The following is a 5,270-nucleotide window of genomic DNA, read 5'->3' on the forward strand; positions in this document are numbered from 1 at the left end:
GAGTTGGCCTGAACCATAATGTTCTGCACCGTCCCCGGGAACTCCGAACCGAACAGCCTTTTTGAAGCCGTGCTTACCGGCACTATTACGGTATCGTCCTGATCGGTGCCGAAAGCCGACTGCCCCATGGACTTAAGCACTCCGACCACTTTAAAAGGCATATTGTTTATTCTTATATTTTTGCCGATGGGATCAACCACCCCGAAAAGATTTTCCACCACCGTTTCGCCTAGTATCGCAACGCTTGCGCCCTGCCTGACATCGTCATCTGTAAACAATGCGCCGTTGTCAACGTTCCACGAGCGTATATAGAACAAAGAAGGCGTGGTGCCTTGAACTTGCGTAGACCAGTTTTGATTCCCGTAAACTATCTGCCCCGTTCCGTTTACGCTGGCCGCCACTTGGCTTACGTGATTGGCGTTTCTTTCTATCTCGTAAGCGTCGTTTAAAGTAAGCGTCGGTTTTGCTCCGTGGCCGGCCCTGGCCCCGCTTGAAGTTACCGAGCCGGAGCGTATCATAAGCAGATTGCTGCCCATGCTGGACATTTGGTCGGAAATTTTCTTTTTCGCGCCTTCGCCGACCGCCAGCATAACGATAACTGCGGCCACGCCTATGATAATGCCCAAACTCGTCAGAACCGAGCGGAGTTTGTTCGTCCAAATCGCTTTTACGGCGATTTTAAAAATGGTAAAGATATCTATCATTGCACTATGGTCCTGTTGGGGTTTTGTACGTCGCTTACCAATTCCCCGTCTTTAAAGCGTATTATTCTTTTTGCATAATCGGCTATATCCTGCTCGTGTGTAACAAGAATAATCGTTTTGTTGTGCTCGCTGTTTAATTTGGAAAAACTGCTCATCACTTCTATGCTTGTTTTAGTGTCCAAATTGCCGGTCGGCTCGTCGGCAAAGATTATCGGGGCGTCATTGACTATCGCCCTAGCTATCGCCACGCGCTGCTGCTGGCCGCCGGAAAGCTGATTTGGCATATGTTCAAGCCTTTCGCCCAAGCCGACGGCCTGCAAGGCTTTTATGGCTTTTTCCCGGCGTTCGCGCGCCGGTATGCGGGCGTAAATCATTGGCAGCTCCACGTTTTCTATAGCGGTTGTTCTGGAAAGAAGATTGAACCCTTGGAATACGAACCCTATTTTGCGGCATCGTATGTCGGCCAGTTCGCTTAAGGTTGAATCCGTTATGTCCAGTCCGTCAAGATAATATTTTCCGCCGCTGGGCTTATCCAAACAGCCCAGCATATTCATGAAAGTGCTTTTTCCGCTTCCGCTCGGGCCCATTATCGCGACGAATTCCCCGTTTTCTATGGTCAGGTTGACGTCTTTAAGCACCTGGAGCGGAATATCGCCCAGATTATAAGATTTATAAATGTGTTCGACCTTGATTAAAGACATTTTATTTCCCGCCTTGTTTAAAAGCCCGGAGGGCCCATTCTTCTGTTTTTGGAATTGGAGCCGTTCTTAAGCGCGGAACTGCTGATAATTTCGGTGTTTTCAGGCAGGTTATCGCTTAAGATTTCAGTTCTGTTGCCGTCGGTTATGCCTGTGGTTACTTCAATACGCTCTATTTCCCCGGTGTTTTTATCCTGCACCCAAACGCCTTGGCCTTTATAAGCTTTTTTGCCTTCCGGGGAAACGTCTTTGATTTTGGCTTCCGCCGGCGGTACGAATCTAAGCGATTGGTTGGAAACGCTTAAAGCGTCTTCGCGCACGGCGGTTATTATGGAGGCGTTGGCCGTCATGCCGGGTTTAAGTTTAAGTTCGCCGTTGTCAACCGATACCACTACGGTGTACGTTACCACGTTTGAAGTCGTAACCGGGGAGTTCCTTACCTGTATCACTTTGCCTTTGAAAGTGGTGGTGGGGTAAGCGTCTACGGTAAAATCAACGTCTTGGCCTTCCGCTATTTTGCTGATGTCCGCTTCGGAGATATTGACTTCAATTTGCATTTTGGTAAGATCTTCCGCCACGGAAAACAAAGTGGGAGTGTTAAAACTCGCCGCCACAGTTTGGCCGAGTTCCACTTCTTTGGAAATCACTATTCCGTTTACCGGGGAAACTATCTGAGTATAACCTAAGTCTATTTTGGCTTTGTCCAAAGTGGCTTGGGCCTGCACTACCTGCGCTTTTGCCTGCAAATATGCGGTTTCGGCGTCGTCAAGTTCGCTTTTGGCTACGAGTTCCTGCTTATAGAGTTTTTTGTATCTTTCGTAATTCCTGAGCTGATTGTTGTATTCGCTTTCCACTTTAAGCAAATTGGCTTCCTGCTGGACTACCGTGGATTCATAAGTGGATGGATCGATAACGGCCAGCAAATCGCCTTCTTTTACTATGGAATTGTAATCCACCAGTATTTCCTGTATCTTGCCGGAAACCTGAGTGCCGACGCTGGTTTCCGTCGTCGGGTTAATTGTGCCGGAAGCTTCAACCTGTTCCACTATTTTCGCTTTTCTGACCTGTTCGGTTTTATATAATTGCGTTTCGTTTTTACCGAAGAATTTGAAGCCCAGCCACACTGCCGCGGCCGCTATTAATAGTACTGCCAGTATTTTTATAATTTTTTTCATTTTTATATTATCCCCATGGCTTTGTTGAGGGCCGCTATTGACAGAATATAATCAAATACGGCCTGTATATAAGAAAGTTTCGCGTCGCTTAAAGTGGTTTCCGCGTCTTTTACTTCTATGTAATTGCCTACGCCCACTTTATAACGCCCTACGGCGAGTTCGTAATTTTCCTGCGCCTGAGTGCGCGTTATTTCCGCTACGGGTATTTTGGAGCGCGAATCCTGCACGTTAAGATAGGCTTTTTTTATTTCCAGCAAAACCGCCTGCTCCGCGGAAGTTAAATTGTAATATGCGCCAAGCATGCTGTTTTGCGCCTCTTTTACTTTGTTATAGGTGCTTAAGCCGGAAAATATCGGTATCGAGATGCCCGCACCGACGCTCCACCTGTCGTAGAGGGGGAAGTCCCCGCCGCTCCAGCCGTAAGAACCGCTTGCGTTTATGGAAGGCGCATAGCCCGTCTTTGAAAGTTTAACGTTTTGCCTTGCGCTTTCAAGCTTTAATTTGTAAGAAAGCAAATCCTGCCTGTTTTGCATGGCGGTATCCAGCGCTTCTTCTTCCGTAAGTTTAAATTCGGGGAGGGTATCGTCCATTTTTAAGGTAAACTGCGGATTGGGATCATATACGCCCATCACGTTAAGCAGTACGTGATAAGATTTTTTTAAGGAATTTTCCGCCTGTATCAAATTAAGTTTGGCGTTGTTTAAATTTACCTGCGCGGCGGTTACGTCGATTTTTGGCCTTGTGCCGACCTGATAGTAGGCCTTCGCCCTTTTAAGCTGTTCCTGATACTGTTCCACGGATTGCTCGTAAACGGCTTTGCTCTGTTTGGCCAGCAAAGTGGCGTAATAAGCCTCTTTAAGGTCATAAACGGTATTTATTACTAAGTTTTTAGTGTCCGCTATTGAGGAATAATAAGAATTTTCCTGAATATCGGCGGAAAGCCCCGTCTGGCCGAAATCGTAAATCAGCTGTTTGGCGTTGATTGAAGAACTGTAACTGTTGTCCGCGCCCTTCCAGCCTTCTTCGGATTTGGAATCCCCGCGGCTGTAATTTGCGCTTGCGTCAATTTGCGGCAAATAGGAAGATTTGGTTTGCGACAGTTTGTTCTTTTGCGCTTCCTGAGCGGCGAAAGATGCCGAAATCGCCGGATTGCTCTTTAAAGTGATGTCTATACAATCCTCAAGGCTGAGTTCGGCGTTTTTGGCTATGCCGTCCTGAGCCATGCAAAAAGAGGAGTGCGTCAAGGCCAAAACGGCCGGTAAAATTAAGATGTATTTGCTAATTTTCATAATTATATTTTATCAATTTGGGGGGCGTTGTCAGCGTTTGCCGCGCCCAAGGGAGATTTTTGTTTCCCGCTTTTAAAAACTTTCAGACGGAGAAAAAATAAATATGCAATAAATTGGCGGGAGAAAGCGTTTTAAATCCCGCCCGTTAAAAACCCCGTTGATAAAACGGAAATAATAATGTATTTTATTTTAGGAAGTCAACGTAAAGCATGAGGTGAAAATATGATTTTGGTTACCGGCGCAAACGGACAAATGGGGCGTTCTTTAAGGAAAATTCTTCCGCAGGATAAAGTTATCTATACGGACTTGGCCGAATTGGACATCAGCGTATATGACGGCGTGGAAAAAATTATAAGGGAAAACGGCGTCAGCACCGTTATAAACGCGGCCGGATACACCGCCGTGGACTCCGCGGAAAAGAATATAGATCAGGCCTATGCCGTAAACGCTTTGGGCGCCAGGAACTTGGCCATGGCTTCGGCTAAACATAATTGCGGCATGATACAGCTTTCAACCGATTATATTTTTGACGGCAATAATTTTAAACCTTATACGGAAAACGATAAACCTCATCCGCTTTCCGTCTACGGGCAGACTAAGCTTGAAGGCGAACTTTTTGCGCTTAAACATGCGCCCCAATGCATTGTTTTAAGGACTTCCTGGCTTTACAGCGAATTTGGAACGAACTTCGTAAAAACGATAATTTCCCTGGCAAAGAAGCAGGACGAAATAAAAGTTATTTACGACCAAATAGGCTCGCCTACTTATGCGGGGGATTTCGCCGCGATAATAGAGGGCATGATACCTGTAGTTAAAAACGGCGTTAAAAAGATTTACAACTTCGCCAATGAAGGCGTGTGCTCATGGTACGGCTTCGCGCGGGAAATCGTCAGCCTCAAAGGCCTTAAGTGCGAGGTCCTGCCGATAGAATCGCAGGAGTATCCGGCTTCCGCACAGCGTCCGCATTATTCCGTTTTGAGCAAAGCAAAAATCAAGAGGGAGTTTGGCATTAAGATTGCCTATTGGAGGGATGCTTTGCAGGCGGCCATAGGCAGGATTGACGCGGACTAAGCCGGGGGGGTACTCGGGCTAAGTTGTGGCCTCGCGGCTAGCAGACTTTAATATTTGGTAAATTTTGATTTTTTACTCACTTGGATACCGCGGCAACTCCGTTGCCATCGTTCTAGGTATACCTCGCGCCAAAGAAAATCAAAATACATCTCAAAAATAAAAAATCACGCTTCTTAAATTCTCTCACGCTGTTAACTCGTGTTAAGTTTTATTCTCTTTATACTCCAATATATAAACTTATTCGGTCACTAAATGGTTCCATAACTTTTTTGCCATTGTTTGCGCCGTGTCGTACGTCGGGGCGTTTTGTTAAAAAACGAAAACAGTTGACTT

General features: G+C 46.2%; 5 protein-coding genes. 1 reads left to right on the forward strand and 4 read right to left on the reverse strand.

Annotated elements, in window-relative coordinates; genetic code table 11:
- The 4 genes from ACQY26_RS05735 to ACQY26_RS05750 all read right to left on the reverse strand — a co-directional run.
- Positions 1 to 704 (reverse strand): ABC transporter permease (locus ACQY26_RS05735; protein ID WP_428048189.1); only part of this gene is annotated, 704 nt, incomplete at its 3' end.
- The gene (locus tag ACQY26_RS05740; RefSeq protein WP_428048190.1) at positions 701 to 1,405 is read right to left on the reverse strand and encodes an ABC transporter ATP-binding protein; all 705 of its coding nucleotides are present in this window, start codon (positions 1,403 to 1,405) and stop codon (positions 701 to 703) included. The genes ACQY26_RS05735 and ACQY26_RS05740, both read right to left, overlap by 4 nt.
- Before the next feature lie 17 nt (positions 1,406 to 1,422).
- Positions 1,423 to 2,577 carry an efflux RND transporter periplasmic adaptor subunit gene (locus ACQY26_RS05745; protein ID WP_428048191.1) on the reverse strand — a complete coding sequence of 385 codons (1,155 nt, stop codon included), beginning with the start codon at positions 2,575 to 2,577 and terminating at the stop codon, positions 1,423 to 1,425.
- Between the two features lie 2 nt (positions 2,578 to 2,579).
- Positions 2,580 to 3,866, reverse strand: coding sequence for a TolC family protein (locus ACQY26_RS05750; RefSeq protein ID WP_428048192.1), 1,287 nt, complete (start codon positions 3,864 to 3,866; stop codon positions 2,580 to 2,582).
- 222 nt (positions 3,867 to 4,088) lie between these two features.
- Here ACQY26_RS05750 and rfbD point away from each other — a divergent pair, with 222 nt between their 5' ends.
- On the forward strand, positions 4,089 to 4,937 hold the full coding sequence (gene rfbD, locus ACQY26_RS05755; RefSeq protein ID WP_428048193.1) for a dTDP-4-dehydrorhamnose reductase: 849 nt from the start codon (positions 4,089 to 4,091) through the stop codon (positions 4,935 to 4,937).
- Positions 4,938 to 5,270 lie beyond the last annotated feature (333 nt).

It is taken from the genome of Candidatus Proelusimicrobium excrementi, assembly GCF_937881865.1.
GTDB lineage: Bacteria > Elusimicrobiota > Elusimicrobia > Elusimicrobiales > Elusimicrobiaceae > Proelusimicrobium > Proelusimicrobium excrementi.

What these genes read in the sequence shown, in the direction of transcription:
- rfbD (WP_428048193.1), top strand. Translation starts at nt 4,089, where the DNA reads ATGATTTTGGTTACCGGCGCAAACGGACAAATGGGGCGTTCTTTAAGG.
- ACQY26_RS05745 (WP_428048191.1), bottom strand. Translation starts at nt 2,577, where the DNA reads ATGAAAAAAATTATAAAAATACTGGCAGTACTATTAATAGCGGCCGCG.
- ACQY26_RS05740 (WP_428048190.1), bottom strand. Translation starts at nt 1,405, where the DNA reads ATGTCTTTAATCAAGGTCGAACACATTTATAAATCTTATAATCTGGGC.
- ACQY26_RS05750 (WP_428048192.1), bottom strand. Translation starts at nt 3,866, where the DNA reads ATGAAAATTAGCAAATACATCTTAATTTTACCGGCCGTTTTGGCCTTG.